General features: G+C 67.8%; 22 protein-coding genes. 17 read left to right on the forward strand and 5 right to left on the reverse strand.

The genetic code is table 11. From position 1 onward, the window contains the following. The first annotated feature begins 14 nt into the window (after positions 1-14). The 6 genes from AB0O71_RS04230 to AB0O71_RS04255 all read left to right on the forward strand — a co-directional run bounded on the left by AB0O71_RS04230 (position 15) and on the right by AB0O71_RS04255 (position 6463). Entirely contained in the window at positions 15-1703 is a 1689-nt protein-coding gene (locus tag AB0O71_RS04230) for an ABC transporter substrate-binding protein (protein ID WP_363742423.1), read from the forward strand. A 28-nt stretch (positions 1704-1731) separates the two neighbouring features. Then, a complete protein-coding gene (locus tag AB0O71_RS04235; RefSeq protein WP_090152134.1) occupies positions 1732-2682 on the forward strand; it encodes an ABC transporter permease in 951 nt (316 codons plus the stop codon). Then, on the forward strand, positions 2679-3614 hold the full coding sequence (locus AB0O71_RS04240; protein WP_363742426.1) for an ABC transporter permease: 936 nt from the start codon (positions 2679-2681) through the stop codon (positions 3612-3614). The genes AB0O71_RS04235 and AB0O71_RS04240 overlap by 4 nt, the downstream gene beginning before the upstream one ends. Then, positions 3614-4459 (forward strand): ABC transporter ATP-binding protein, encoded by an 846-nt coding sequence (locus AB0O71_RS04245; protein WP_363742428.1) that lies wholly within the window; start codon positions 3614-3616, stop codon positions 4457-4459. Before AB0O71_RS04240 ends, AB0O71_RS04245 begins: the two co-directional genes overlap by 1 nt. Continuing rightward, a complete protein-coding gene (locus AB0O71_RS04250) occupies positions 4456-5331 on the forward strand; it encodes an ABC transporter ATP-binding protein (RefSeq protein ID WP_363742432.1) in 876 nt (291 codons plus the stop codon). Before AB0O71_RS04245 ends, AB0O71_RS04250 begins: the two co-directional genes overlap by 4 nt. A 67-nt stretch (positions 5332-5398) precedes the next feature. Continuing rightward, on the forward strand, positions 5399-6463 hold the full coding sequence (locus AB0O71_RS04255; RefSeq protein ID WP_363742434.1) for a C45 family peptidase: 1065 nt from the start codon (positions 5399-5401) through the stop codon (positions 6461-6463). 147 nt (positions 6464-6610) lie between these two features. On the opposite strand, the gene AB0O71_RS04260 is transcribed toward AB0O71_RS04255, so the two are convergent. Beyond that, positions 6611-8266 (reverse strand): amidohydrolase, encoded by a 1656-nt coding sequence (locus tag AB0O71_RS04260; RefSeq protein ID WP_363742436.1) that lies wholly within the window; start codon positions 8264-8266, stop codon positions 6611-6613. A 13-nt stretch (positions 8267-8279) separates the two neighbouring features. Beyond that, entirely contained in the window at positions 8280-9542 is a 1263-nt protein-coding gene (locus tag AB0O71_RS04265; protein WP_363742438.1) for an MFS transporter, read from the reverse strand. 163 nt (positions 9543-9705) lie between these two features. Between AB0O71_RS04265 and AB0O71_RS04270 the strand changes: the two genes are divergently transcribed. Next, the gene (locus AB0O71_RS04270) at positions 9706-10710 is read left to right on the forward strand and encodes a LacI family DNA-binding transcriptional regulator (protein ID WP_363742440.1); all 1005 of its coding nucleotides are present in this window, start codon (positions 9706-9708) and stop codon (positions 10708-10710) included. A 1-nt stretch (position 10711) separates the two neighbouring features. On the opposite strand, the gene AB0O71_RS04275 is transcribed toward AB0O71_RS04270, so the two are convergent. Together AB0O71_RS04275 and AB0O71_RS04280 are read right to left on the reverse strand one after the other, a co-directional pair. After that, entirely contained in the window at positions 10712-11782 is a 1071-nt protein-coding gene (locus tag AB0O71_RS04275; protein WP_363742443.1) for an LLM class flavin-dependent oxidoreductase, read from the reverse strand. Between the two features lie 98 nt (positions 11783-11880). Continuing rightward, positions 11881-12249, reverse strand: coding sequence for a DUF2568 domain-containing protein (locus AB0O71_RS04280; RefSeq protein WP_363742445.1), 369 nt, complete (start codon positions 12247-12249; stop codon positions 11881-11883). Positions 12250-12567: 318 nt separating this feature from the next. Here AB0O71_RS04280 and AB0O71_RS04285 point away from each other — a divergent pair, with 318 nt between their 5' ends. The 7 genes from AB0O71_RS04285 to AB0O71_RS04315 all read left to right on the forward strand — a co-directional run bounded on the left by AB0O71_RS04285 (position 12568) and on the right by AB0O71_RS04315 (position 22020). Further along, positions 12568-13791: an amidohydrolase family protein gene (locus tag AB0O71_RS04285; protein WP_363742447.1), complete on the forward strand. Its 1224-nt coding sequence runs from the start codon at positions 12568-12570 to the stop codon at positions 13789-13791. A gap of 11 nt (positions 13792-13802) precedes the next feature. Continuing rightward, the gene (locus AB0O71_RS04290; RefSeq protein ID WP_363742449.1) at positions 13803-15413 is read left to right on the forward strand and encodes an ABC transporter substrate-binding protein; all 1611 of its coding nucleotides are present in this window, start codon (positions 13803-13805) and stop codon (positions 15411-15413) included. 27 nt (positions 15414-15440) lie between these two features. Further along, a complete protein-coding gene (locus AB0O71_RS04295; protein WP_363742452.1) occupies positions 15441-16466 on the forward strand; it encodes an ABC transporter permease in 1026 nt (341 codons plus the stop codon). Then, on the forward strand, positions 16463-18961 hold the full coding sequence (locus AB0O71_RS04300) for an ATP-binding cassette domain-containing protein (RefSeq protein ID WP_363742454.1): 2499 nt from the start codon (positions 16463-16465) through the stop codon (positions 18959-18961). The genes AB0O71_RS04295 and AB0O71_RS04300 overlap by 4 nt, the downstream gene beginning before the upstream one ends. Before the next feature lie 78 nt (positions 18962-19039). Continuing rightward, entirely contained in the window at positions 19040-19642 is a 603-nt protein-coding gene (locus AB0O71_RS04305; RefSeq protein WP_363742459.1) for a hypothetical protein, read from the forward strand. After that, positions 19642-21384: an SPFH domain-containing protein gene (locus AB0O71_RS04310; protein WP_363742462.1), complete on the forward strand. Its 1743-nt coding sequence runs from the start codon at positions 19642-19644 to the stop codon at positions 21382-21384. The genes AB0O71_RS04305 and AB0O71_RS04310 overlap by 1 nt, the downstream gene beginning before the upstream one ends. A gap of 42 nt (positions 21385-21426) precedes the next feature. Further along, complete coding sequence (locus tag AB0O71_RS04315) at positions 21427-22020, forward strand: PH domain-containing protein (protein WP_363742465.1); 594 nt, start codon at positions 21427-21429, stop codon at positions 22018-22020. Positions 22021-22042: 22 nt separating this feature from the next. Here AB0O71_RS04315 and AB0O71_RS04320 read toward each other — a convergent pair whose 3' ends face one another. Continuing rightward, complete coding sequence (locus tag AB0O71_RS04320; RefSeq protein ID WP_363742717.1) at positions 22043-22573, reverse strand: YqaJ viral recombinase family protein; 531 nt, start codon at positions 22571-22573, stop codon at positions 22043-22045. A 382-nt stretch (positions 22574-22955) separates the two neighbouring features. Here AB0O71_RS04320 and AB0O71_RS04325 point away from each other — a divergent pair, with 382 nt between their 5' ends. The 3 genes from AB0O71_RS04325 (at position 22956) to rplL (ending at position 25068) form a co-directional block, all read left to right on the forward strand. Continuing rightward, the gene (locus tag AB0O71_RS04325) at positions 22956-23678 is read left to right on the forward strand and encodes a response regulator transcription factor (RefSeq protein ID WP_363742468.1); all 723 of its coding nucleotides are present in this window, start codon (positions 22956-22958) and stop codon (positions 23676-23678) included. A gap of 425 nt (positions 23679-24103) precedes the next feature. Then, positions 24104-24613: a 50S ribosomal protein L10 gene (rplJ, locus tag AB0O71_RS04330; protein ID WP_058593907.1), complete on the forward strand. Its 510-nt coding sequence runs from the start codon at positions 24104-24106 to the stop codon at positions 24611-24613. A gap of 77 nt (positions 24614-24690) precedes the next feature. Next, entirely contained in the window at positions 24691-25068 is a 378-nt protein-coding gene (gene rplL, locus AB0O71_RS04335; protein ID WP_010154996.1) for a 50S ribosomal protein L7/L12, read from the forward strand. The last annotated feature ends 116 nt before the right edge of the window (positions 25069-25184 follow it).

Genomic DNA, 25184 nt, shown 5'->3' on the forward strand with positions numbered 1-25184 from the left:
GAGGAGCTTCAACGATGAAACTTCGAATGGAGAACAACGTGAAATTCGCACCGATTCGGGCGTCTATCGCCCTGCTTGCCGTCGGGGGCCTCGCCCTCGCGGGCTGCGCGACCGGAAGCCGCGGAGGTGACGCCGCGACCCCGTCGGAAGACACGGAGCTGCTGCAGACCACGCCCGAGGCCACCGCGGAGGCCGACACCGTCGCTTGGAACTCGACATACGGCGAGCTCGCCAGCCTCGATCCGGTCAAGGCCTTCAACTATCCCGAGAACACGATCGTGTCGAACCTCTGCGAGCCGCTCTTCGAGATGCAGCCGGACTTCTCGGTGCAGCCGAACCTCGCGACCGAGTCCAACACCGATGACGGGAAGACCTGGGTCTTCGGCATCCGCGACGACGTGACGTTCTGGGACGGCACGCCGATGACGGTCGACGACGTCGTGTACTCGATCAAGCGCCACCTCGATCCCGCCGAGGGCAGCTACTGGGGCGGTGGCGTCGTCGCCAATATCGTCGAGGTCGCTGCCACGGGTGAGAACGAGGTCACGATCACGCTCCAGACCCCCGACTACACGCTGCCGTCGTCGCTCAGCACGATCATCGGCGTCGTCGTGCAGCAGGCGCAGCGCGAGGCCGCGGGTGAGAACTACGGAAACCCCGAAGCCGGCGTGATGTGCACCGGCCCCCTGAAGTTCACGCCGGGCAACTGGAAGCAGGGGCAGTCGATCACGCTCGAGCGCTACGACGACTACTGGGATGCCGACGGAAAGGCGATGGCGAAAGAGGTCAGCATCGGCTTCGTCGTCGACCCGACCGCCATCGCGAACGGCCTGAGCACCGGTGAGATCCAGGGCTCCTACGACGTGCCGCTGCCCGCCCTGAATCAGCTGGGATCGAGCGAGACCGGCGAGCTGTACGCCGGCCAGGGCATGCAGAACATGGCGATCATCTCCACCGGCGAGGGCGTCTTCGGCGACCCAGCGGTGCGTCGGGCGCTGACTCGTGCCACGGATCGTCAGGCGATCGCCGACACCGTTTACGAGGGCACGGGAACACCGGCGCGCTCGGTCGTGCCGCAGTCGCCGTGGGACGCCGTCGAGGAGACGTCGCCCGGCATCGCCGACCTGCGCGACGAGCAGCTCCCGGATCTGAGCTTCGACATCGAGGCCGCGAAGGCCGAGCTGGAGGACGCGGAGGTCGACCTGACCCAGCCGATCAAGATCGCCTACCCGAGCGAGCGCAGCTTCTACGCCGACATTCTGAACGAGATGGCGAACGGCGCGAAAGAACTCGGCATCACGCTGGAACCGACCGGAGTTCCCAGCGCCCAGTTCGGCGCCTTCTTCTCCGATCCGGAGGCGCGTGCGGGGTACGACGGGTTCGTCACCACCAACTACCTGAGCGCACCCGATCCGCTGCTGCATCTCATCAGCGTCGCCAAGACCGGCAGCGATCAGAACTACTCCGGCTTCTCCGATCCCGCCGTCGATGCGGCGCTCGACGCGGCCATCGGCGAGAGCGACGATGCCGAGCGGGCGAAGCTGACGGTCGAAGCGGAGGCTCTGATCATGCAGGAGCAGCCGTGGGTGCCGATCAACGACCTCGCAGTGCGCATGTACATGGACGAGAGCATCACCGGTGCTCCTGCGTCGTTCGTGTACCTCTACTACCCGTGGGCCGCTGACCTCGGCGCCACCGCCTGAGCCGAGTACCAGCAGGAAGGGATCGTCCATGGTCTACGTGTTCAAACGGCTCGGCGCGCTGCTCGCCGTGCTGATCGTCTCGAGCTTCATCGTGTTCTCAGGCATGTACCTGGCTCCGGGAAGCCCTGAGCAGTTCCTCGTGCAGGGGCGAACGGTGAGCCCTGAGGTGCTCGCCTCGATCCGTGCGCAGTACGGCCTGGACGATCCCTTCCTTCTCAGGTACTGGCATTGGCTGATCGATGTGCTCCAGGGCAACCTGGGGCGCTCGCTGGTCACTCAGCAAGACGTCACGACGCTCGTCGCGACCCGCATCCCGACGACGCTGTACCTCGCCGGTTTCGCGGCCCTGCTCATCATCGTGTTCGGGATCGGCCTCGGCGTGCTCGCCGCGACCCGTTCAGGCGTGTTCGAGAAGATCGTCGTGTTCGGATCGAACCTCGGGTTCGCCGTCCCCACGTTCTTCGCCGCACTGGTGCTCATGTTCATCTTCGGATCCAATCTCGGCTGGTTCCCCGTCTCGGGCTCCGGCGAGGGATTCCTCGATCGGCTCTGGCACCTGACGCTCCCCGCAATCGCGCTCGCGTTCCCCGGCATCGCCGTGGTCGCGCGGATCACGCGAACCGCTGTGCGCGAGGAGCAGGGATCCGAGCACGTGATCATGGCGATCGCGCGCGGAGTGCCGAAGCAGCTGGTGCTGTGGCGGCACACGATCCGGAACTCGATGCTGCCGGTGACGACCGTCATCGGCACGCAGGTCGCGGGGCTGCTCGCCAGCGCCTTCGTGATCGAGTACGCGTTCACGCTCGACGGCATCGGATCGCTGCTCGTGAACTCCGTTCAGAAGAAGGATTTCGCGGTGGTGCAGGCGATCGCGCTGGTCATGGTGCTCGCATTCGGCATCGTCAACCTCATCGTCGATCTGCTGTACTCCGTGATCGATCCCCGAGTCCGTCTCAGCAAGGGAGTGACGACACGATGACATCCCAGAAGCCCGCGAGCGAGCCCGGCACCGGCACTCGCTCGCAGAACACCATCGCGGTGCAGCTGCTCCGCAAGCACCGGGGCGACGTGCCCGTGTCAGGCTGGCGTCTGCTCAGGCGCCGCCTCGGGCCGGTCGGCGTCGGCAGCCTCATCGTCATCGCGCTGGTGGTGCTCATGGCGATCCTCGCGCCGATCATCGCCCCCTACGATCCGTACGCCGGCGCCGTCACGGCCCGCCATGAGGCGTGGAGTCTCGCGCACCCGCTGGGTACCGATCAGTCGGGCCGCGACATCCTCTCCCGGATCATCTGGGGCGCCCGTACGAGCCTCATCGGCCCGACCATCGTCATGATCGTCACCGCGGTGCTCGCGACGCTGCTCGCACTCACGGCGGTCTGGTTCGGCGGAAAAGTGGACGCCTTCATCAGCCGCATCCTCGACATCCTGTTCGCGTTCCCCAACATGCTGCTCGCGATCCTCGCCGTCGCGATCTTCGGGCCGTCGATCCTCACCGCCTCCCTGGCGCTCGCGATCGGGTTCGTCCCGTACTCGGCGCGCGTGATCCGCTCGGTGGCGCTTCGCGAGCGCAATCTGCCCTACGTCGCCTCGGCGCGTCTGCAGGGGATCTCGGGCTTTCTCATCACCGTGCGCCACATCCTGCCCAACGTGCGCACGCAGATTCTGACGGGCATGACCATCAACTTCGGGTACGCGATGATCGAACTCGCGGCGCTCTCCTTCCTCGGGCTCGGCGTGCAACCTCCGACTCCCGACTGGGGGCTCATGGTCTCCAACGGTCAGGCTTCGCTGCAGCAGGGGTTCTGGGAGCAGAGCATCTTCGCCGGCCTCGCCATCGTCATCACCGTGGCGGCGTTCGGCTACGTCGGTGAGCAACTCGGCGGACGTCGCGCCGCAGGAAGGATCCGCTGATGCTGCAGGTCGATTCACTCGTACTCACGGTCACCGACCCGGATTCGGGTCAGGCCACCGAGATTCTGCACGGCAACTCCTTCACCCTCGGCTCGGGCGAAGCGCTCGGCCTCGTCGGTGAATCGGGCTCGGGCAAGTCGATGACCCTGAAGTGCATTCTCGGCATCGAACCCTCGAGCGCGCGCGTCGAAGGCTCCATCGAGCTCGACGGCACCGACCTGCTCGGCTCGGGCGGAGAAGAACTCCGCCGGATCCGCGCCAATGATCTCGCCCTGATCTCGCAGAATCCGCACGGATCGCTGAACCCCGTGCTGCCGGTCGGCCGCTTCCTGATCGAGGGCATGAGCGACGCCCGTTCGCTTCCCGCCGCACAGGCGCGAACGCGTGCGGCGGAGCTCCTGCGCCAGGTCGGCATCGATGACGCGGAGCGCGTGCTGCGGTCCTATCCGCACCAGCTCTCGGGCGGCATGCTGCAGCGCGTCGTGATCGCGGGAGCCATGTCGGGCGACCCGAAGCTGCTGCTCGCCGATGAGCCGACCACCGCTCTCGACGTCACCACCCAGGCCGAGGTCGTCGCGATCCTCGATGAGAAGCGCCGCGAGCACGGGCTCTCGATGATCTACGTCACCCACGATCTCGATCTCGCGGCGGCGATCTGCGACCGGCTCGCGGTGATGAAGGACGGCGAGATTCTCGAGATCGGCACTCCTGAGGAGATCCGGGATCGGCCGAAGACGGAGTACACGAGGGCGCTCATGTCGGCGCGGCCGCAGCTGTACCCCGACGGGGTTCCGCAGCAGGCTCCCGGCACCGGCCCACTGACGAACACGGAGGATCGCGCATGACCGAGACGTCCCCTGCCCAGTCGGCGACGCGGGGCGATGCAGCCTCCATCATCGAGGTCGAGCACCTCGAGCGCACGTTCCACCTCAGCCGCACCGCGAGCGTCACCGCGCTCGACGATGTCTCGTGCGCGCTGCGAGCCGGCACCTGCCTCGCGGTCGTCGGCGAATCGGGTTCCGGGAAGTCGACCCTGGCGCGCGTGATCGTCGGGCTCGAGACGGCGGACGCCGGGGAGGTGCGGATCGCAGGGACGCCCGTGCGGCCCACCACCTCGCGGCGGGCGCTGCACGAGCGCGCCAAACTCGTGCAGATGGTCTTCCAGGACCCGCAGGGGTCGCTCAACCGCTCCCTGCCCGTTGCGGCGACGATCAACGAGATGCTGCAGGCGCACCGCCCTGATCTCGACCGGGCCGGGCGCCGCGCACGTCTGCTCGAGCTCTTCGCGGAGGTCGGTCTCACCGAGCGTCACGCCGACGCCAAGCCGGAAGCACTCTCCGGCGGGCAGAAGCAGCGCGTCGCGATCGCGCGAGCCCTCGCGGCCGAGCCGGAGGTGCTCGTGCTCGACGAAGCCGTCTCCGCGCTCGACGTGTCGGTGCAGGCGCAAGTGCTGGATCTGCTGAAACGGCTGCGGAGCGAGCACGGCCTGTCGTACCTGTTCATCACCCACGATCTCTCGGTCGTGCGCGACATCGCCGACGACGTCGTGGTGATGCGCACCGGGCGCATCATCGAGCGCGGCACGGTCTCCGACATTCTCGACCGCCCCACGGATCCGTACACCCGCCTCCTCCTCGCCTCGGCGCCCCGCCCCGGCTGGAAGCCGCGTCGTGGGCTTCGCGACGCCCTCAGCGGCGGGGCTGATCGTAAGTCGTGATACCGGCGACGACGTCGCCCTCCGCACCGCGGGCGCTCGCCCGACCCTCCACAGAAAGCACTGCTGCATGACTACACAGACCGATCGCCTGCACCTCGACGTCACGGGTGCGACCGCCCATGAACTCGGAGTGAGCCGCGGCTCAGCACTCCGCGGCTCGCTGCCAACGGCATACGCGAAGTACGCCGAACTCTTCCGCATCCTGGGCGTCTCCGTGGAGATGGAACGCGATGGCGTCTCTCGTGTGGTGGCGGCGGTGGATTCGTGGCGCCCCGAGCTGCTCGAGCAGCTCAGGGGTGTCGCTTACGGAGCCGGTGTGCCGTTCGAGCACGTCGTCGCACTGAACGCGCGCACCGAGCTCATCGCACTCGGCGTCCGAGGCGCGAGCGAGTGCTCGACGGTCACGGCCCACCTCGGGGGTCACCGGCTCGGCGTGCAGACCTGGGACTGGCACGTCGAGCTTGACGCGTACTGGCACACGCACACCGTGACGGGGCATGGGCTGCGGTATGCCGGTCTCACCGAACAGGGGATCCTGTCGAAGATCGGCGTGAACGAGGCCGGGCTGGCGCTGCACTTCAACATCCTCGGTCACGCGAGCGACGGACCGGATGGCATCCCCATGCATCTGCTGTCGAGCACGGTGCTGTCGGAGTGCGCCTCGGTCGATGAGGCGGTCGCGCTGGTGCGCTCGGCGCCGATCGGATCGTCGTCGGCGTTCACCATGCTCGACGCCTCGCGCGCGGTCTCGCTCGAGATCAGCCCGGTCGGGATCTTCGAGATCCCGGAAGTCGAGGGGTCGGTGCAGCGAACGAACCACTTCCAGCACGCTGAGCCGCTGATGGCGCAGAAGAGCGAGATCTACGAACCGGATTCGACCGAGCGGCTCGACCTCGTGCGCGAGCGGCTGGCCGCTGGCGTACCGGAGTCGTCGACCGAGCTCGTGCGCCTGCTGCGCTCCGATCCCGGTCAGCCGCCGCTCACCTGCATTCCCGACATGTCGAAGGAATACGGCGATCGGTGGGGCACGCTCGCGACGATCGTCACCGACCCCGACGTCCGGACGATTCGGATCTTTGACGGGATGCCCGAGGCCAGTGAAGCCGGGGAATGGCGCGTGCTGACCGTCTGAGGGGTGTGCGACGGAGCGGGCGACGCCCTGGCTCCTGCGGGATGTTCGGCCTCTGTGCGAGATCGGCCTCGGTGAGACGCTTCGTGAACCGAGCGTTTCACCGAGGCCGATTCTCGCACCGGCGAGCGCCGTGCCAAGCAGTGCCGGTCAGCGCGACACCGGCTCCCCGTCCACGTACGTCGCGACGACGTCGATGGTGGCGAGCTCCTGCGCCGACATCGTCAGCGGATCGGCGGCGAACACCGTGAACGCCGCCCGTGCCCCGGGTCGCACCGCGCCCTCGTCATCGACGCCGATCGCTCGAGCGGCGTGCGAGGTGTACCCCTCGAGCGCCTGCTGCACGGTGAGCGCCTGCTTTGGCTGAACGGGCGCGAGCTCTGGGCGCGCCACGGGGTAGCGCAGGATCGACTCCGCCATCATCACCCGAGGGTCGTACGGGGTCACCGGCCAGTCGCTGCCGAGTGCGAGTACGGCGCCCGACTCGCGGATGTCGCGGCAGCGCCAGCCGTGGGAGGCTCGCTCCTCGCCCAGACGCACCGACCAGTTATCGGTGCGGTCTGCGCGGGTGTGGCGCGTGCCGTGGATCGGCTGCATGCTCGCCGCGACGCTCAGTTCGGCGAAGCGGGGCACCGTGCTGTCGGGAATCGTCTCGATGTGCTCGATGCGGTGCGCGGAGCGCTGCGCGACCTCGCCGAGCGACTCGATCGCGTCGAGCACGAATGCGACGCCCTGATCCCCGATCGCGTGCGTTGCGGTGGCGATCCCGCGCTCAGCGAAGAAGCGGAGGGCGCCGCGGTAGGCCTCGGTGTCGGTCCAGATGGAGCGGCGCCCCTGCCCGTAGCAGTCGGGCTCGCGCAGCCAGGCCGAGCCGTTGTCGACGGTGCCGTCGATCATGAACTTGACGCCTTCCACGCGCCACCTGCGGCCGTGCAGGCCCTGCAACGCCGCGGTCTGCTCCAGCGTCTCGTCGGTCGCACCGGGCAGCACCATGGGCGAGAAACGAAGTCGGATCGGCAGGTCGCCGCGCGACTCGAGGATCTCGAGCACCTCTCGGCTGCCTGCGTGGAAGTCCATGACGTGCGTTCCGGTGATGCCGCTCGCCGCCATCCCGTTGAGCACGACCGCGAGGCGATCGGCGAGCTCCTCGTGGCTCTCGGCTGGGACCTGCCCCAGAGCCAAGTCCATCGCCGAGAGCTCGAGCAGGTAGCCCGTCGGCTGGCCCTGCTCGTCGACGCCCACGGCGGACTCGTCGGGGAACGTCTCGCGCCCTGTGAGGCCGATCGCTTCGATGCCGGCGCTGTTGATCACCGCCGAATGCGCATCGCGCAGGCGCAGAAACACGGGGTGGCCAGCAGCGGCCTCATCGAAGAGCTTTCCCGTGAAACCCGATTCGGTGAAGATGTTCGGATCCGTGCCCCACCCGAAGAGCCACGTGCCGGGGGCGGCCTCGGCAGCGGCGGCGGCGATGCGATCCTGCGCCTCATCGAGAGTGAGGTCGGTGAGCTGCACGCCGCGCGTCAGCTCGAGCCCGAAGACGATGTGCGTGTGGCCGTCGACGAGTCCGGGCACCAGCGTCGCTCCCGGGTGCTCGTCGATCACGGTGTCGTCGCCGACATGGATCGCCAGTTCATCTCGCGAGCCCGCGGCGATGACGCGGCCGTCTCGGATCGCCACGGTATCGAGACCCGCCGGTTGGGGGCTCGCGCCATCGGTGAAGGGGTGGACGCGATCCACGACGACGAGGCGGTCTGCGATCTCGACGGGTCGGGCCGTTGGCGCCTGGGAAGTGGTGGTGTGAGTCATGCTGGCCTCCGGGTCAGTGCTGCTGCGCGGGCGCGGTGTCGGAATGTGCGGCGGCTGCCTGGGCGACGGGCACCGCGGCGGTGTTGCCCTGCTCGAACTTGCGGCTGCGGCGCGCGATGACGAAGAGCGCGGCTGCGAAGATCACACTGGGAATCGATACGGTAATCGCGTACTGCAACGGGGTGAGGATGCCGACGAGCTGGCCTCCCACGAGCGGGCCGAACGCCACTCCCGCGAGGTAGAAGCCCGACACGAGTACTCCGGTGCGGCCGGTGACGTCCATGATCGCGGCGAGGCCGGTGAAGAGCACGAGGATCGCGCCGTACATGACGCCCCAGATGAGGATCGCGACGGTGTACGCGAGCGGGGTGGTGCTCGTGACCATGATGAACTTGGTGATGGTGCTGATGGCGATGATGATCGCGAACGACCAGCTGCGGCCGAGCCAGCGCAGTGCCAGGGGTGCGAGCAGCGCGCCCACGAGACCGCCGAGCACCTTGCCGGCGAGCAGCGAGCTATTCGTCTCCGGGCTGATTTCGGACTGCTGTGCAAGCACACTCGTCATGGAGTAGACCATGTCTTCGGTCAGCGACCAGAGCAGGATCGAGATCGCGAAGACGAGTGCGGCGGCCCCGATCGTGGAGCGCACGCGGCCGTCGCTGGTATCGATCGCCCCGGTTGCGTCGAGAGCGTTTGCGGGGAGGTTCGGCAGGCCGCCGGCGAGCAGGAGCCCGACGACGCCGAGCGCCGCGATGACGATGAGCACGGTGCGCAGGTCGTTGTGGAAGATAGGGGCGATGGCGAGGAGCGCGGCAGCGCCGAGGCGGTTGATCACCATGATCGTGGTGACGGTGCGATCGGGGTTGCGCGTCGACGAGGCGGCCGCGGTGCCGGTGGCGATCATGATGCCGGCGCCGATGCCGCCGACGATGAGACCGATCATCACCGCTGGGGTGGTGAGCACCGCTGCGGGGAAGCCGTATCCGATGACCATGAGCACGAGGCCGATGCGCCCGAGCTTCGGACGGTCGGCGCGAGCGATGAATCGGTTCGTGACGAACATCGCGAGCGCCGATCCTGCGGTCATCCCGGTCGCGAGGGCGCCTGCGGCTGCGATGTCGACGCCGAGATCCTGCACCATCGCTGCGATGAGCACGGGCACCAGATTCGCTGCCATGAGCGCGAACACCCAGGTGCCGACGAACCCGAAGATGACCCGACCGGTGAGCGCCGTGAGGCCGCTCGCGACGGTCTGCGGGGGAGAGGTGGATGACATGGGACTCCTTCGTCACGTGATGCTGGGCGGGCGGATCGGGGAAGCGATCCGCGCAGGCAAGTGCGGGAACGTTCCCGCAGCGGGTGCAAATATACGTGCCCCGGCGGCTTCGTGCAACTCGCCGGTGTCCCCGGCGCGAGACCGGGGACCCTACACTGAGGCTATGGCGGGTGCTGGCGCGGGTGTGACGATCATCGATATCGCAGACGCGTTGGGCATCTCGAAAACTGCCGTCTCGGCCGCACTGCACGGCAGTGGGCGGGTGTCAGAGGCCACGCGAGCGCGCGTGCTGGCTCAGGCCTCCGCGATGGGCTACGTCTCGAACCGCGCTGCCCAGCGATTGCGCGGCGGCCGGCACGGCGCCATTGGTCTCAGCGTTCCCCACGACGTACGGGAACTGTCGTTCTACATGGAGCTCGCCTTCGGCGCCGCCGATGCTGCGTCTGAGGCGGGAAGCGACCTGCTGCTGCTCGCGGACGCCGCACCCGGCCGTGCTCGACGACCCAGCATTGACGGCGCGATCGTCGTCGATCCGACTCCTTCGGCGTTCCCCTGTCTGCTCGAGCGCATCGGCGACGCCCCGCTGATCTCCGTTGGCGAGTACGTCGGAGCGGAGCGGGAGCGGGTCTCGGCGTGGATCGCGGCCGATCACCGATCGCTCATCGCCGAAGTGCTCGACGCGTTGGCCGAGGAGGGGGCGTCGGCTCCGGCTCTGGTCGCACTGCCCGCCGACCGCGAGCCGGCCTGGGCGCACGATGTCGCCGAGGGGTACGGCGCGTGGTGCGCGGAGCACCGCCAGCGGCCGGTGCTCATGCGTTCGGCGCTCGACCCCACTGAGGCAGAGCTCATCGCCACGATGCGAGACGCTGCCGCTGCAGGCTGCGACGCCATCGTGTGGGTCGCCCAGGGGCTCGTGCTCCGTGCGATCGCGGTGCAGTCAGCGCGCGCTGAATTCGGTGCTTCGGGTGCGCCAGAAGCGCCGCACGGCGCGCGACTCCTCATGGCGACGATGGCCGCAGAGCCCGGCGCGCTCGGCGCGACCGGGGTCGATCTGCGCGCGCGCGAGTACGGCCGATCGGCGGTGCGACTGCTGTTCGGCGTGCTCGATGCGAAGGTCGCACCCGGAACGCACGAGGTGCACGAGGCCCGGGTGATCCGACCCGCCTAGTTCACGATGCGGCGAGCAGCTCTCGCACGCGGGGCATCACCTCGGTCGCGTAGAGCTCGATGCTCCGCATGAGCAGCGCGTGCGGCATCGTGCCGTTGGCGTACTTCAGGTCGAACCGGTCGGCCGCCAGCGTGCGCACCGTGGACGCGATGCGCTGAGCCACGGTCTCGGGAGACCCGACGTAGAGCGAGCCGCTGTCGGCTTCGCGCTCGAATTCGGCGCGGGTGGTGTTCGGCCAGCCGCGCTCGGCTCCGATGCGATTGCGGTTCACCTCGAAGTGTGGCCACAACTGGTCTCGCGCCTCTGCGTCCGTGTCGGCGACGTGCCCCGGCGAGTGCACGCCGAGCGGCATGGCTTCGCGGCCGAGTTCGCGCTGGGCCTTGCGATACAGATTCGCGAACGGGGCGAAGCGAGACGGGTCGCCTCCGATGATCGCGAGCATCATCGGAATGCCCATCTGCACCGAGCGCACCACCGATTCGGGGCTGCCGCCCACCCCGATCCACGCCCGCACACCCTCGGGCTGCTCGGTCTTCGGGTAGACGTGCTGGTCGACGAGCGCTGCGCGATGCTGCCCCGACCAGGTCACCGGGCCCTCCTCGCGGAGCCGCGCGAAGAGGTCGAGCTTCTCGGAGAAGAGCGCATCGTAATCGTTCAGGTCGTAGCCGAAGAGCGCGAATGACTCGATGAAGGATCCCCGGCCGAGCACCGCCTCAGCGCGACCCGAGCTCACAGCGTCGAGGGTGGCGAATCGTTCGTACACGCGCACCGGGTCGTCGCTCGAGAGCACGGTCACTCCCGTGCCCAACAGGATTCGCTCGGTGCGACCCGCGATGGCGGCGAGCACGATCTCGGGCGACGTGAGTGCGAAGTCGTCGCGGTGGTGCTCGCCGAGCGTGATCGCGTCGACGCCGAGTCGGTCTGCGAGCACCGCCTGCTCAACGACGTCGCGCAGCACCTGCGCGTGCGTCTTGCGCGCACCCGCATCGTCGAGTGTGACGTCGCCGAAGGTGTCGAGGCCGAGGATGAGCTGGTCTGGGGTGGCGCCGGCGACGGCGCGGAGTGCGTTCATGTCGGTGAGAACACCGTCAGCGCGCTGGCTATTCCGGATGCCGCATCCGTAAGTGCGACTACGCGTGACTCAGGGTGACTGCGCGTGGCCCAGCGCTGCTACGCGCGGCGGCTCGACACGATGAAGCCCACGGTCGCAGCGGCGACGCCGAACGCGGCCGGCCACACCCAGAACACGCCGAGCGCGAGCAGAGCGGCGACGGCCGCGGCGATGAGGCAGAGCTCGAACAGCGCCTGCGCGAAGCGATCGACGCGCAGCACCGGCTTCGGCGAGAGGAACAGTGCCCAGAGCAGCACGGAGAGCACCAGTAGCCCAATCCCGGTGAATACGCCGGGGAACGGCAGCGGCCATGCGAGGAATCCCCATACCGTGACGGTGACGATCGCTGCGAGGTGGAAGAGCCCGCGAGCGAGCAGAAGCGCGGGGCTCGCAGCGTGCGGTGCGGTTGCGGAAGAACTACTGGTCACCGAAACAGTCTACCCGCCCGCCGCCGCACCCTCCCTCCACCGTCCCCACCCACCCACCTCGCCTCCCCACCCCACCCCACTCACCCCACCTCAATCTGCGAGCGGGGTCACTTTCAGTGCGTGTCGCACTCGCAACACGCACGAAGAGTGACCCCGCTCGCAGAGAGTGAGGCGACGGAGGCAGCGGAGCGGTGTGCGAGGCGTGGTTCAGCCGATGCGACGCAAAGTGGTCCATAGTGAAGGGCTTCAATAGGGTGATGGTGTAGACCACGACGCGGCTGACCCGCGCGCACCACTATTGACGACGAGGGGCTTTGCATGACCACAGCGACGCTGCGCGTCATGGATGCACACGGCGGCTTCTCGGCCCCGCAGCGCGTGTGCTGGCACGAGGGGCGGTTTACGGCGGTGAGCGACGCCGCCCACGCGGCACGCTCCGAGGACCTCGGATCCGCGGCAGAAGCCTCGGGTACGGTCGCCGCCGCGCAGATCCCCACTGACGCGGGCTGGATCATGCCCGGCCTGGTCGACGCGCATCTGCATGCCGGGTGGCACGCCTTCGACGCCGCCGATCGCGCGCGAGTCAGCGACGAAGACACGCATCGGGCGACGACAGACGCCCTCGCCCGCACGCTGCGAGCCGGCGTTACGAGCGTGCGCGACGCCGGCGGCCTGACAATCGCCGCGCTCCAACGCATCCCGCCCGCACTGCGCCCCAGGGTCGCCTGCTCGGTCGCCCTGATCGACCGCGCACGAGCAGACGCCGCCGGCGGGCTTGATCGCGCCGTGGACGAAGTGCTGCATGCCGGGGCGACCTGGGTGAAGCTGGTCGCCACGGACGGCGTCGCGTCGTCTTCGCGAGCGACGCTCGACTCGCACTTCTCGGCGGCCGAGTTCGCGAGTGCCGCGCGACGCGCCGCATCGGCCGGGGCAGGCGTCATGGTGCACGCGTGGGGCGGCAATGCCATCGATCACGCAATCGAGTCTGGGGCGGCGAGCATCGAGCACGGCATCTTCTTGACGGCAGAGCAGGCGAGACGCGCTGCCGAGGCGGGCACGACCTTCGTGCCGACCCTGCGCATCTACCGCCTCGTGCAGCACATGATCGCCGAAGGCGGCCTCCCGGCCGCATTCTCCGCCCGCGTCGACGAAGCCGTGGCTCGGCACCCGCACGCCGTGCGCCTCGCCCGCGACCATGGCGTCGTAATCGCGCTCGGCACCGATTACGGCACCACCGCCCAGCACGGCACCAACCGACTCGAGTTCGACGCCCTCGTCGACGCTGGGCTCAGCGCGGCAGAGGCGCTGGTGGCGGCGACGATCTCGGGAGCGGCACTGCTCGCGAAAGCGAAGGATCCCGGTGCGCCGACCCACGCAGCGGCACCCGGTGCGATCGAGCCCGGTGCGATCGCCGACGCGGTGCTGCTGCGTCGTGACCCTCGCGAGCCCGGTGCGCTCTCAGACCCTGCATCCATCGTCGGCGTGCTGCTCAACGGGCGCCTGATCGATCCGCATCCCAGCGAACCCCGCCCCACTTCCTGAAAGGATCACCTGTGACCCCCACCCATCGTCACTTCCAGCTCGACGGCCATCGACGCCCCGGTCGTCGCATCGGGGCCGTAGCGATCGCGCTTTCCGCCGCACTGCTGCTGAGCGCGTGCGCGGGAGGATCGTCCACGAGCGGCGCCGGACCCGCTGATGCGGGCGATCCGGTGAGCGGCGGCACACTCGAGTTCGGCCGCGTCGCCGCAGTGACCGGCCTCGACCTGAACCAGCAGATCACCGCGAACAACGCGTTCGCGATCGACAAGATCTTCGAACCGCTCGTCAGCTTCGACGCAGACGGGAAGATCGTCGCGTGGCTGGCGGACTATGAGGAATCCGACGACGGACTCACGTACACGTTCACACTGCGCGAGGGTCTCTCGTTCTCGGATGGCACCGAGGTGGCGCCCGCCGACGTGATCTCCTCGCTCGAACGGCACCTCGAGGTGGGCGGGCCGCTCCCGCTCGAAGCTCCGATCGAGGCCATTACGGAGACGGGTGACCGTGAAGTGACCATTACGCTGAGCGAACGCTACACCCCATTCCTCTCGGAACTCGCGAGCTTCTCGAACGGCATCTTCCCGAAAGACTTCGGGGGCGCGAGCGAGGAAGAGTTCTTCGAGGATCCCGTCGGCACCGGCCCATTCGTGGTCGAGTCGTGGGACCCGAACGGAGATCTCACCTTCGTGAAGAACGAGCACTACTGGCAGGAGGGCAAGCCGTACGTCGATTCGCTCGTCTACAAGCTGGTGGCCGATGACACGCAGCTGCAGCAACAGCTCTCGGCCGGTCAGCTCGACGCGATCGACGACGTGCCTGCGGCGAACGCGGCGCAGATCGAGAGCGGCAACGGCACGGTGCTGTCGCAGACGAGCGGCTGGTCGACGGAGCAGGTCTTCTTCAACACGCAGCGGGAGCAGTTCGCCGACGAGCATGTGCGCCGCGCCGTCGCTCTCGCGCTCGACCGGGAGGGCATCACGCAGGCGACCACGTTCGGCACGGCCGAGGTCGCCAACGCGCTGCTGCCCCCGACCATCACCGACTCCGCAAACCAGACGGTGCAGCCGCTCGACTTTGACCTCGACGCCGCGCGGGCCGAGCTGGCGAAGTCGGCGTACCCCGACGGGTTCTCGGTCACGCTGCTGCTCGCGAGCGGCGACTCGCAGCGCGCGCAGATCGCCCAGATCGTGCAGGAATCCCTTGCGCAGATCGATGTCGACGTCGAGATCGAGCAGATCGACATCGCCGCATTCCGCGAGCGCTTCTTCGCGTACGACTTCGACTTCATGCTGAACAGCGGGCAGTCCGATGCCCCTGATCCCAACGGGTTCATCACGTTCCAGGCCGATCCTGACGGGTTCAGCAAGTCGTACTGGACGCACTACTCGAACGAGCGGGTCACCGAACTCATGCTGCAGGGGCGCTCGACCCCCGAGGGTGAGGAGCGCACGCAGATCTACCAGGAGATCCAGCAGACCCTCGCCGATGAGGTGCCCTACATTCCCCTGTTCTTCCCGGCGAATCTGAAGGCGACGCGCGACGACGTGCACGGCTTCTCCGTGCTCCCGAACGGCAGCGTCCGCTTCGAAGACGCGTGGCTCGCCGGCGGCGCGCAGTAGCCGAAGGCGACGCCATACAGTGGGATCGTGGTGAAACGGGGAGTGCAGGCCGCGGGGCGCGTCGTCGCCCGCGCCGTGCCGGTGATGCTGGGGGTCGTCGTGGCGGTCTTCTTCCTGCTGCGCCTCGTACCCGGCGACCCGGCCGCCATGATCCTGGGGGAGCGGGCAACCCCCGAGTCCGTTGCCGCACTGCGCGCGCAGCTCGGCCTCGATCAGCCGTTGTGGCGCCAGTTCACCGACTTCGTCGGGCAAGTCGTGTTTCACTTCGATACCGGTGCGTCACTGGTCACCGGCGTCTCGACCCGCGAGCTCATCCTGGAGACGGCCCCGGTGAGCGCCGGCATCGTCGCGCTCGCCCTGGTGCTCGCGGTGGTCATTGCGGTGCCGTTGGCGCTCGCCGCCGCGCTGCGTCGTGACGGGTGGGTGGATCACCTCGTGCGGATCCTACCCGCTGTCGGTATGGGCATGCCGCTGTTCTGGCTCGGTCTCCTCCTCATCATCGTGTTCGCGGTGCATCTCGGATGGTTTCCCGTCGGGGGCGTGGGATCGGGGCCGGGCGAGCCCCTCCGCAGCCTGTTCCTGCCCGCACTCGCCGTCGCGCTCGGCATGGCCCCACCGCTGATCCGATCGCTCAGAGCTCAGCTCATCGACACGCTCGACGCCGACTTCGTCACGACGCTTCGGGCGGCCCGTGTCTCAGAACGCCGGATCCTGTGGGGCCACGTGATGCGCAACGCATCGCTCCCCGCCCTCACCCTGCTCAGCGTGAACACGGCCTACTTGATCGGCGGAACGCTCGTCATCGAGCGCGTCTTCGGCATCAACGGGCTCGGATCGCTCCTGTTCCAATCGATCAGCACCCGAGATTTTCCGGTGGTGCAGGGCGTCGCGCTCTACTGCGCCATCGCCGTGGTGCTGGTCACCACCCTCGCGGGAGTGCTGGGAAGCGCGCTCGATCCGCGATTGCGCGTGGGCGAGACTCCGCGCTCGGAGCGGGGTCCCGAAGCCGGCGAGGCGCCCGTTCCTGTCGACCGGGCGCCGGAGGCACGATGACCGCTCAGCGCGACGCACGCGGTCTGCGCCGGTCGCCGGCGTTCATCGCCGGCGCGATCCTGACCGCCCTGCTGCTCACCGTGGCGCTCGCGGCACCGGTGCTCGCACCGTTCTCGCCCACAGAGCAACATCTCACGCAGGGTCTGCTGCCGCCATCGGCCGAGCACTGGTTCGGCACCGACCAGCTCGGTCGGGATGTGCTCTCTCGCATGCTCTACGCCGCGCGTATCGACCTCGGCATCGCCGTTCTCGCCTCGCTCGCCCCGTTCGTGATCGGCGTCGCCGTGGGCCTCACCGCAGGGTATTTCGGGGGCGCGACCGACTGGGTCGCGTCGCGCGTGACCGACACCGTCATCGCGTTTCCGTTCTACATCATCGTGATCGCACTCGTCTTCGCGCTGGGAGCCGGGGCGGGCGGCATCGTGGCTGCGTTCGCCCTCGTCGGCTGGGTCGGGTACGCCCGCGTGCTGCGGGCCATGACCGCCGCTCTGCGAAATGCGGGGTGGGTCACGAGCGCCCGGGGCAGTGGACTCTCGCATGCTCGGGTGCTGATGCGCCACGTGCTGCCGAACGTGCTGCCGCAGGCGATCGTGCTGCTCGCAACGGAGATCGTGCTCATCATGGTCGCGATCGTGACCCTCGGCTATCTCGGATTGGGCATTCGCCCGCCGACGCCCGACTGGGGCACCATGATCGCCGACGCTCAGCAGTTCGTCACGACCCACTGGTGGCTCGCCGCCGCGCCCGGTCTTGCCGTGGTGCTGACCGGCATCGCGCTGTCGCTGCTGGGCGACGGGATCGGCGACCTGATGCGGGTGGGCGGCGCGCGCGGCCCGCAGCGTTCGAGAGCCTCGAGAGCCTCGAGAGCCTCGAGAGCTTCGAGAGCCTCGAGATCCTCGCGCCGCGTGCCTAGCGACGGCGCGGTCGATCCCGGAGTCGTCAGCATCAGCGGTCTGCGCATCGACACCGCGAGCGGCGCGCCGCTCATCGGCACGACGGGCGGTATCGATCTCGAGCTGCAGGCAGGCGAGTCGCTCGGCATCGTGGGCGAATCGGGGTCGGGAAAGAGTCTGACCCTCCGCGCGATGCTCGGCCTCATGCCGCGCGGCGCGCGCGCAGCCGCCGGGCGCGTCGCAGTCGGTGGCACGGTCGGAATGGTGTTCCAGGAGCCGCTGACCGCGCTCGATCCGTTGACTCGCATCGGCAGCCACGTGCGCGCCGCTGTGCGAGCCGCAGATCCGGGTCTCAGCGCGCGAGCCGCAGACAAGAGTGTGCACGAGCTCCTCGCTCAGGTACGTCTGCCCGACCCGGAACGCATCTCGCGCTCGTATCCGCACGAGCTCTCCGGCGGTCAGCGCCAGCGGGTGGTGATCGCGCTCGCGCTCGCCGGCTCGCCCGACGTGCTGCTCTGCGACGAGCCGACGACGGCGCTCGACGTGACCGTGCAGCGCGAGGTACTGCTTCTGCTGCGCGAGCTGCGTGCGGAGCGCGGGCTCACGCTCGTGTTCGTCTCGCACGATCTCGCGGTGGTGGCAGAGATGTGCGATCGCGTCGTTGTCATGTCAGCGGGTGAGATCGTCGAAGCGGGCGCCGTTGATGCCGTCATTGCCGCGCCACGAGCCCCGGAAACGCGCGCGCTGCTCGCGGCTGTGCCGGCGCTCCCCGAGCTCGACGGCCCGGCTGCTGTCAGTGAGATCCGTGAGCGGCCGACGCACGATACCCGCCCACGCAACACGCTGCTCGATGTGCGCGACGCGCATGTCAGGTACGGCGGGTTCAGTGCGCTCTCCGGGGTTTCCCTGCGACTCGACGCGGGCGAGGTGCTCGGAATCGTGGGGGAGTCGGGATCGGGCAAGACCACACTCGCCAGCGTCATCGCCGGCCGGGTGCTGCTCACGGAGGGTTCGGTGCGGCTCGAGGGGTCCGAGCTCGGACGGCGCCGTGCTCGCGCGGAGCTCCGCCGGATTCAGCTCGTGCCGCAGGATCCCTATTCCTCGTTGACGCCTCGCCGCACCGTCGGTAGCGCACTCGACGAAGTACTCAGATTCGGCCGCGAGGCGGCGAGCGGAACCGAGGGGTGGGGAGTGCGAACAGCTGACCGTGCGCACCGAGTGGGCGAGTTGCTGCACCGGGTCGGGCTCGATCCGGATCTCGCCGCGGTCACGCCCGACCGATTGTCGGGGGGCCAGCGCCAACGGGTCGCGATCGCCCGCGCACTCGCCGCAGACCCCCAAGTGCTCGTCGCAGACGAACCGACCTCAGCGCTCGACGTGACGGCTCAAGCACGCGTGGTCGAGCTGCTGCAGCACCTGCAAGCCGAGCTGGGGCTCTCGATCATCTTCGTCTCGCACGATCTGGGGGTCGTGCACGAGCTCTGCGATCGGGTGCTCCTCATGCGCGACGGGCAGGTGGTGGAATCGGGCGATCGGCGCTTCTTCAGCGCGCCCCGCACCGCCTATGGACGTGCGTTGCTCGCCTCCGTCGCCCGGCTCTGAGCGCCTCGGACCCGCCCGCATCCGGCAGTGCGGCTTGCGATCGTTGCGCGCGAGCCGTGCGCGCTTGGTACTCTCCCAGTGACAGCCATCGAGGGAGCGGCCATGGACGGCATCATGAACTGGATCGAGCGTTTGCTCGACGGCTCGCTGTTCGATGGCGGAATCTTCTTGATCATCGGCGTCGTGGGTGGCGTGCTGCTCTTGATCTCGCTGCTGCTCGACGGCATCTTCGACGCATTCGACTTCGGCGACGGCCCGCTCAGTCTCACGACGATCGCGGCGTTCACCGCGATCTTCGGATTCGCGTCGTTCGCGAGTGTGGGCGCTGGCATGTCGACGCCGGTGGCGACGATCGTCGGCGCGCTCTCGGGGTTGCTCGGGGCCGCTGCCGCGTGGTGGCTCTCCCGCGCCATCAGAGGAGCGGAATCCAACACCGCGGTGAGCGGGTCCGATCTCGTCGGATCGACCGGCGCCGTCGTACTCGCCATTCCCGCGAACGGCCTGGGTGAGGTCGCCATCACTCGGCACGGCGAGCGGATCTCGCTCTCCGCCGCTGCCGACGCTCCCGTGCCTCGCGGTGCTCTCGTGCGCATCGTGCAGGTCGTGACCTCGACTTCGGTGCGCGTCGAACCCGTACTTCCTGAATCCCACGCCCAACCGTTACATCGAACGGAGACGTAATGTTCCTCGCAAGCCCGGCGATCATCGGCATATTCGGCGCAGTAATCGCGCTCGTGCTGATCGCGCTCGTCATCATCAAGCGATACCGGATCGCGAAGCCGGATGAGGCGATCATCGTGACCGGCGGCAAAGGCAAGGAGGTGGTCGACGCCGCTGGGAATCGCGGCCGCGACCTTTCGGGCCAGAAGGTCGTGACGGGTGGCGGCGTCTTCGTCGTCCCGTTCGTGCAGAAGTCGTTCACGATCTCGCTGCGTTCGCGTCGGCTCTCGATCACCACTGAGGCGCAGACCACCGACGGCATCACGATGCAGGCGCAGGCCGTCGCCGTCGTCAAGGTCGGCGGCACCCAGGAGATGATTCGGGCAGCGGCCCAGCGCTTCCTTTCGAACTCGGACGAGATCGACGAATCGACGCAGGAGGTGCTTTCGGGCTCGCTCCGTTCGATCATCGGCGGCCTCACCGTGTTGCAGATCATTCGCGACCGCGCCGTTGTCGCGCAGAGCGTGCTCGAAGCCGCCGAGGAGGCCCTCACCAAGCAGGGTCTGGTCGTCGACACGCTGCAGATCCAAGAGATCCGCGACGGCGCCGACTACATCTCGAACATCGGCCGTCCCGAGGCGGCCAAGGTGCGCCAGGCCGCAGACATCGCCGAGACGATCGCCTACCAGGCGTCGCAGGAAGCGAAGATCGGCGCCGAACGCGTGCTGCTCGATCGCAACCGCGAGCTGAAGCTGCGCCAGGCCGAGATCCAGGTCGAGACCGATAAGGCCACCGCGCAGGCGTCGGCAGCTGAGCCGCTCGAGCAGGCGATCCAGCAGCAGGGCATCGTCGAGCAGCAGCAGATCACCGCGCAGAAGGAGGTCGCGCTGAAGACCGAGCGACTGAACGCCGATGTGCGTGCGGTCGCCGAGGCAGAGGCGTACCGCGTCGAGGCGCTCGCGAAGGCGGAGGCGGCGGCGTCGGTGTCGGCTGCTGAAGGTCGAGCGAAGGCCGTCGAACGCGAAGGTATGGCGAGCCGCGTGGCGCGTATCGCCGCCGCAGAAGCGCTCGAAGCCGAGGGTCGGGCCGAGGCGGCTGCGCTTGAAGCAAAGGGTACTGCCGAGGCGACGGCGATCGACGCACGCGCACGCGCACTCGAGACGCAGTCGCAGGCGGTGCTCGCGCAAGAGCTCATCCATCTGCTCCCCGAGATCGCGGCGGAGTACGCGCGCGCCATCGGCGCCATCGAGCACATGACCGTGGTTTCGGCCGACGGCACGTCGAAGGTCGCGGGAGAGGCCATGGGCAACATCAAGGGCCTCCTCGAGATGGCGAAGGACACGGTGGGCATCGACCTCGCGGGCATGCTCAACGGAGCGGTATCGGGCGGTGCGGCCGGAGCCGCCGCTGGCCGTGCTTCACGTGAAACCACGGAGCGCGGGCGCGGTGATCGCCGTGCTGGGCGCGAAGCGAATGACGCCAGCGATCGCTCAGCCGGTGACCACGGGGCCGACCATGGTGATCGCGCGTCAACCGATCGCTTCGACGCCGCAACGGGCGACGAGCGGTACCGAGACGCGCTCTCCGAGAGCTCGCGCCGACTCGCAGGAAGTGCGTCCACGGTCGCCGCTTCCGCCGCCGATGCCGCGGATGAGGCCGCGAACGCAGCGAACGATGCCGCTCGAGCGGCTGCGGTTGCGGCGGAGAGCGCGGGATCGGCGCTGGGCGATCAGGCTCGCGCCTTCGGTGCGGGCTCGCAGTAGCTCCTGCTCAGGGCTCAGAGCTGAACGGTGCACAATAGGGGCATGCCCACACGCAACCCGCAGTCGCTGACATCGGAGGTCGAGTCGGTGCTCGGCCCCGCGCCAGCCGACTACGGTCAGCAAGAGGTGGTGGTGCTCCGCTTCCGGCGGCACGGGCGCAGGCTCGTGCTGCCGGTGCTCGTGCTCATCGGAGTGGCGGCTGCGGCAGGATACTGGGTGGGTGCCCTGCCCCAGGGCTGGATGAATCTTGCGGCGGCAGGCGGAGCGATCGCCGTCGCGCTGCTCCTCGGGCTGTTTCCCGTGCTGGGCTGGCTGACGTATCGCACGACCGTGACCACGCGCCGCGTGATCCAGCACCAGGGAGTCTTCTCGCGACACCGCAGCGAAGTCTCGTTCGTGCGTATCCGTGAGGTGCGCACGCGCCGCACCGTGATGCAACGCATGTTCAGAGCCGGGGACGTGGATCTGTTCGTCGGCGCGGAACGAACGACCATTCCCGATGTGCCCGGGGTCCTTGCCGCCGCGGACGCTCTGCAAGAACTCGTCGAACGCAACTACGCGCACGCCAGCCGCGTCGAACGGCGATTCGGCCAGCGACCCGATTCGAACGTGACCTTCACCCACCAGGACGCGTGAGGGAGAGCGCCCCCAGCGCACGTCAGGTGGTGCGGGCGATCAGCACATCGATGAGTTCGCCGGCGAGCTTCACGAGCCGCTCGATCTCGTGCTCGTCACGATCTATCCAGCGGCATTCGGGGTCGCCCACGGGAACGAAGTTCTCGTGTCGTTCCCACACCATGAGCGTGCGCTCGGCGCCGAGCACGTACTGCTGCCACCACACCTGGCGCAGGTACTGGCGCGGGATTGAGCGCCACTCCTTGTTCGTCGTCTTGATCTCGGCGAGCTCAATGGCACCGGTGCCTCGAAAGGCGAGCCCGTCGGGAGTCGCCAGGTGCCTGAGATCCATCTCGGCGTGAAACAGGGCCTGGCTCGGTTCGATCTCGTACTCGCGCAGCACCCAAGAAGCGATCTCGGGTTCCCGCAGCTTGCCGTGCTCGGTGTACACATTGCCGGTGAAGCGACTGCCGTGCAGCTTCTCGTGCGCGGCAGCGGTGATCGATCGCGAGGTTGAGAGCTTAGCGACGTCGGTTGCGGTGATGCCCCGGGCGCGGGCCCGCATCCACGCCATGCGATCGGTTCCGTCGGTCACGATGCGCTGGAGATGAACTGGGGCGGGGGCGAACACCCCTCCAGTTTCTCACGGCTCCGCGTCGCCGAAGCGCAACGCGCTGGAGCGCGGTGATGCGGCTCGCTTGCCGTCGGAAAACCTTGTGAGTTGCTGATCGTCGGCACAGCGCTTCCCCACAGCTGACCCGGGAAAACCACTGGTTGTATATGTATGGGAACTGGGGAAAACGCAGGCGAGAGAGGTACTCTGAAGGCCGAGGTACGCTGCCGCATCACCCGGACGAGGTGCGGCAGAGTTGGGGAGTCAGAAGTCGATCGCATCGCGACGCACGTTCGTTCGGGGAGCGCGACGTGTGATCGGCTGAGAGGAGCATTCCGAGGGAATGGAATCACAATCATTGCAGCGTGCTGATGGGGGAAAAATCCGCGCGCTGGTCGTCGACGACGAGGAGTCGATCACGCAGCTCGTCGCCATGGCGCTGCGCTACGAGGGGTGGGAAGTCGAGACCGCTGCCACGGGTCAAGACGCCCTCGACAAGATCAAGTCGTTCAACCCGGATGTCGCGGTGTTCGACATCATGCTGCCCGACCTCGACGGCATGCAGTTGCTCGCTCGCCTGCGCTCGGCGGGCGAGATGTTCCCGGTGCTCTTCTTGACGGCGCTCGATTCGGTCGAGGATCGCGTGAACGGGCTCACTGCCGGGGGCGACGATTACGTCGTCAAGCCGTTCAGTCTGGAAGAGCTCATCGCTCGCCTGCGCGGGCTCGTGCGCCGCTCTCAACTCACGCTGTCGCAGCACCCCGATCCGGTGCTGCGCGTCGGTGATCTGACCCTCAATGAGGACAGCTACGAGGTGGAACGTGCCGGCGAGCCGATCACGGTGACCAACACGGAGTTCGAGCTGCTGCGCTATCTCATGCGCAATCCGAATCGCGTGCTGTCGAAAGCGCAGATTCTGGATCGCGTCTGGGCGTACGACTTCACGGGTAAGTCAACCGTCGTCGAGCTCTACATCTCATACCTTCGGAAGAAGATCGACGCGGGTCGGGTCCCGATGCTCCACACGGTGCGTGGCGCGGGCTACATGCTCAAGCCCGTGGCTTGAGCATTGCTCTTGCGCGCTTGACGTTGTCGGAGAACTTCTCTGCTGCCACGGCGAAGCGAAAGCGGAAGTGAGGTACGCGGTGTGCTGGTTGGGTCTGGCAAGCACCCGCGGCGAAGCCGCAGGTGCCGGATGCACATCGCGTACCTCACTCCCGCCTTTTGTGTTCCCTGCTACGTGGTGGTAGAGTCTCCCTTGGCCCAAGACCGCCGGTAGAATCCGTAAGGATTTCGGAACGTCCGCGAAAGCGGAGACCTGCGCAGGTGCAGAACTCCTTGAGTACGGGATCTCGATCCCGATCTTATGAAGCTCCGTGCATGCGCGCCGGAGCTTCTTTTCGTTTCCAGGGATTCCCTGAGCGAACTGCTCCGAGCGGCGCGGCCCCCGAGCGGCATCCGCCGCGCGGGTACGACAAGCTAGGGAGCGCCATGGCTACGAAGGACGCTACGGTTACCGATCTTCAGCAGAAGTTTGAAGAGTCGAACGCCGTTCTGCTGACTGAGTACCGCGGTCTTTCGGTTGCTGAACTGCGGGAACTCCGCGACAGCATCCGCGAGCACGCGACGTACGCTGTGGCGAAGAATACGCTGACGAAGATTGCGGCCAACAACGCCGGGATCACCGCTTTCGATGACGAGCTCGCCGGTCCTTCGGCTCTCGCCTTCGTGCACGGTGACACCGTCGCGGTCGCAAAGTCGCTGCGTGACTTCGCCAAGGCACACCCTCTTTTGGTGGTGAAGGCGGGCTACTTCGATGGCAACGCCATGACCGCCGCTGAGGTAGGCAAGCTTGCCGATCTCGAGAGCCGCGAGGTGCTGCTGGCCAAGGCTGCCGGCGCCATGCAGGCTGCTCTGGTCGGTGCTGCACAGCTGTTCGCCGCCCTGCCCGCCAAGGCCGCTCGCGGCTTCGGTGCGTTGCAGGAGAAGCAGGACGCGTAAGACTCGGCTCACGCCGGATCGGTTATACAACCCCGCCCGCACGCTTCGCGTGAGGGCACACATCAAGGAGAAACATTATGGCTAAGCTTTCCACCGAAGAGCTGCTCGAGCAGTTCAAGGAGCTCACCCTCATCGAGCTCTCCGAGTTCGTCAAGGCATTCGAGGAGACCTTCGACGTCTCCGCTGCAGCTCCGGTTGCTGTTGCTGCTGCTCCGGCTGCCGCTGCTGAGGCCGTCGAGGAGAAGGACGAGTTCGACGTCGTCCTCGAGTCGGCTGGCGACAAGAAGATCCAGGTCATCAAGGTCGTGCGCGAGCTGACCGGCCTGGGTCTCGGCGAGGCGAAGTCGCTCGTTGAAGAGGCTCCCAAGAACGTGCTCGAGGGCGCGAAGAAGGAAGCCGCTGAAGAAGCGAAGGCAAAGCTCGAAGAGGCAGGCGCGGGCGTCAAGCTCGTCTAAGTTGCTTCGATGAGACTCATGCACTGAGTCTCGTTTCCTGTGAGGGCAGGTTCACCGTGAGGTGAACCTGCCCTTGCTGTATGCGCGGAAGGGGACAGTGGCGTTCTCCCGCCGGA

The organism is Leucobacter sp. NPDC077196 (genome assembly GCF_040687075.1).
Lineage (GTDB): Bacteria > Actinomycetota > Actinomycetes > Actinomycetales > Microbacteriaceae > Leucobacter.

Coding starts and splice junctions, on each gene's coding strand:
- AB0O71_RS04230 (WP_363742423.1), top strand. CDS start 15: ATGAAACTTCGAATGGAGAACAACGTGAAATTCGCACCGATTCGGGCG.
- AB0O71_RS04235 (WP_090152134.1), top strand. CDS start 1,732: ATGGTCTACGTGTTCAAACGGCTCGGCGCGCTGCTCGCCGTGCTGATC.
- AB0O71_RS04240 (WP_363742426.1), top strand. CDS start 2,679: ATGACATCCCAGAAGCCCGCGAGCGAGCCCGGCACCGGCACTCGCTCG.
- AB0O71_RS04245 (WP_363742428.1), top strand. CDS start 3,614: ATGCTGCAGGTCGATTCACTCGTACTCACGGTCACCGACCCGGATTCG.
- AB0O71_RS04250 (WP_363742432.1), top strand. CDS start 4,456: ATGACCGAGACGTCCCCTGCCCAGTCGGCGACGCGGGGCGATGCAGCC.
- AB0O71_RS04255 (WP_363742434.1), top strand. CDS start 5,399: ATGACTACACAGACCGATCGCCTGCACCTCGACGTCACGGGTGCGACC.
- AB0O71_RS04260 (WP_363742436.1), bottom strand. CDS start 8,266: ATGACTCACACCACCACTTCCCAGGCGCCAACGGCCCGACCCGTCGAG.
- AB0O71_RS04265 (WP_363742438.1), bottom strand. CDS start 9,542: ATGTCATCCACCTCTCCCCCGCAGACCGTCGCGAGCGGCCTCACGGCG.
- AB0O71_RS04270 (WP_363742440.1), top strand. CDS start 9,706: ATGGCGGGTGCTGGCGCGGGTGTGACGATCATCGATATCGCAGACGCG.
- AB0O71_RS04275 (WP_363742443.1), bottom strand. CDS start 11,782: ATGAACGCACTCCGCGCCGTCGCCGGCGCCACCCCAGACCAGCTCATC.
- AB0O71_RS04285 (WP_363742447.1), top strand. CDS start 12,568: ATGACCACAGCGACGCTGCGCGTCATGGATGCACACGGCGGCTTCTCG.
- AB0O71_RS04300 (WP_363742454.1), top strand. CDS start 16,463: ATGACCGCTCAGCGCGACGCACGCGGTCTGCGCCGGTCGCCGGCGTTC.
- AB0O71_RS04310 (WP_363742462.1), top strand. CDS start 19,642: ATGTTCCTCGCAAGCCCGGCGATCATCGGCATATTCGGCGCAGTAATC.
- AB0O71_RS04315 (WP_363742465.1), top strand. CDS start 21,427: ATGCCCACACGCAACCCGCAGTCGCTGACATCGGAGGTCGAGTCGGTG.
- AB0O71_RS04320 (WP_363742717.1), bottom strand. CDS start 22,573: ATGGCGTGGATGCGGGCCCGCGCCCGGGGCATCACCGCAACCGACGTC.
- AB0O71_RS04325 (WP_363742468.1), top strand. CDS start 22,956: ATGGAATCACAATCATTGCAGCGTGCTGATGGGGGAAAAATCCGCGCG.
- rplJ (WP_058593907.1), top strand. CDS start 24,104: ATGGCTACGAAGGACGCTACGGTTACCGATCTTCAGCAGAAGTTTGAA.
- rplL (WP_010154996.1), top strand. CDS start 24,691: ATGGCTAAGCTTTCCACCGAAGAGCTGCTCGAGCAGTTCAAGGAGCTC.